Origin of the sequence: Comamonas sp. GCA5 (genome assembly GCF_036541385.1) — a bacterium.
In the GTDB taxonomy this organism is placed as follows: domain Bacteria; phylum Pseudomonadota; class Gammaproteobacteria; order Burkholderiales; family Burkholderiaceae_C; genus Comamonas; species Comamonas aquatica.
Genome location: NZ_JAZHFR010000230.1, coordinates 1 through 447, shown reverse-complemented (window position 1 = coordinate 447; position 447 = coordinate 1). Strand labels below are relative to the sequence as shown.

Sequence of the window (447 nt, the reverse complement as noted above, 5' to 3'; positions counted from 1 at the left end):
CATGAAGGTATTGGTTCCAGTCAAGCGCGTGGTGGACTACAACGTCAAAGTCCGCGTGAAGTCCGACGGCACAGGCGTGGACATCGCCAACGTCAAGATGAGCATGAACCCGTTTGACGAAATCGCGGTGGAAGAAGCCGTGCGTCTGAAGGAAAAGGGCGTGGTCAGCGAAGTGATCGCCGTGTCCTGCGGTGTGACCCAGTGCCAGGAAACCCTGCGCACCGCCATGGCCATTGGCGCCGACCGCGCCATCCTGGTGGAGACCGACGCCGAGCTGCAGCCCCTGGCCATTGCCAAGCTGCTCAAGGCCCTGGTGGACAAGGAACAACCCGGCCTGGTGATCCTGGGCAAGCAGGCCATTGACGGCGACAACAACCAGACCGGCCAGATGCTGGCGGCCCTGGCCGACCTGCCCCAGGCCACCTTCGCCTCCAAGGTCGAAGTCGC

General features: G+C 63.1%; 1 protein-coding gene. It reads left to right on the top strand.

The features are described 5' to 3' along the window. Position 1: 1 nt before the first annotated feature. Positions 2-447, top strand: a 446-nt coding sequence (locus SJH88_RS19425; RefSeq protein ID WP_274755415.1) for an electron transfer flavoprotein subunit beta/FixA family protein, incomplete at its 3' end; no start/stop codon positions are given.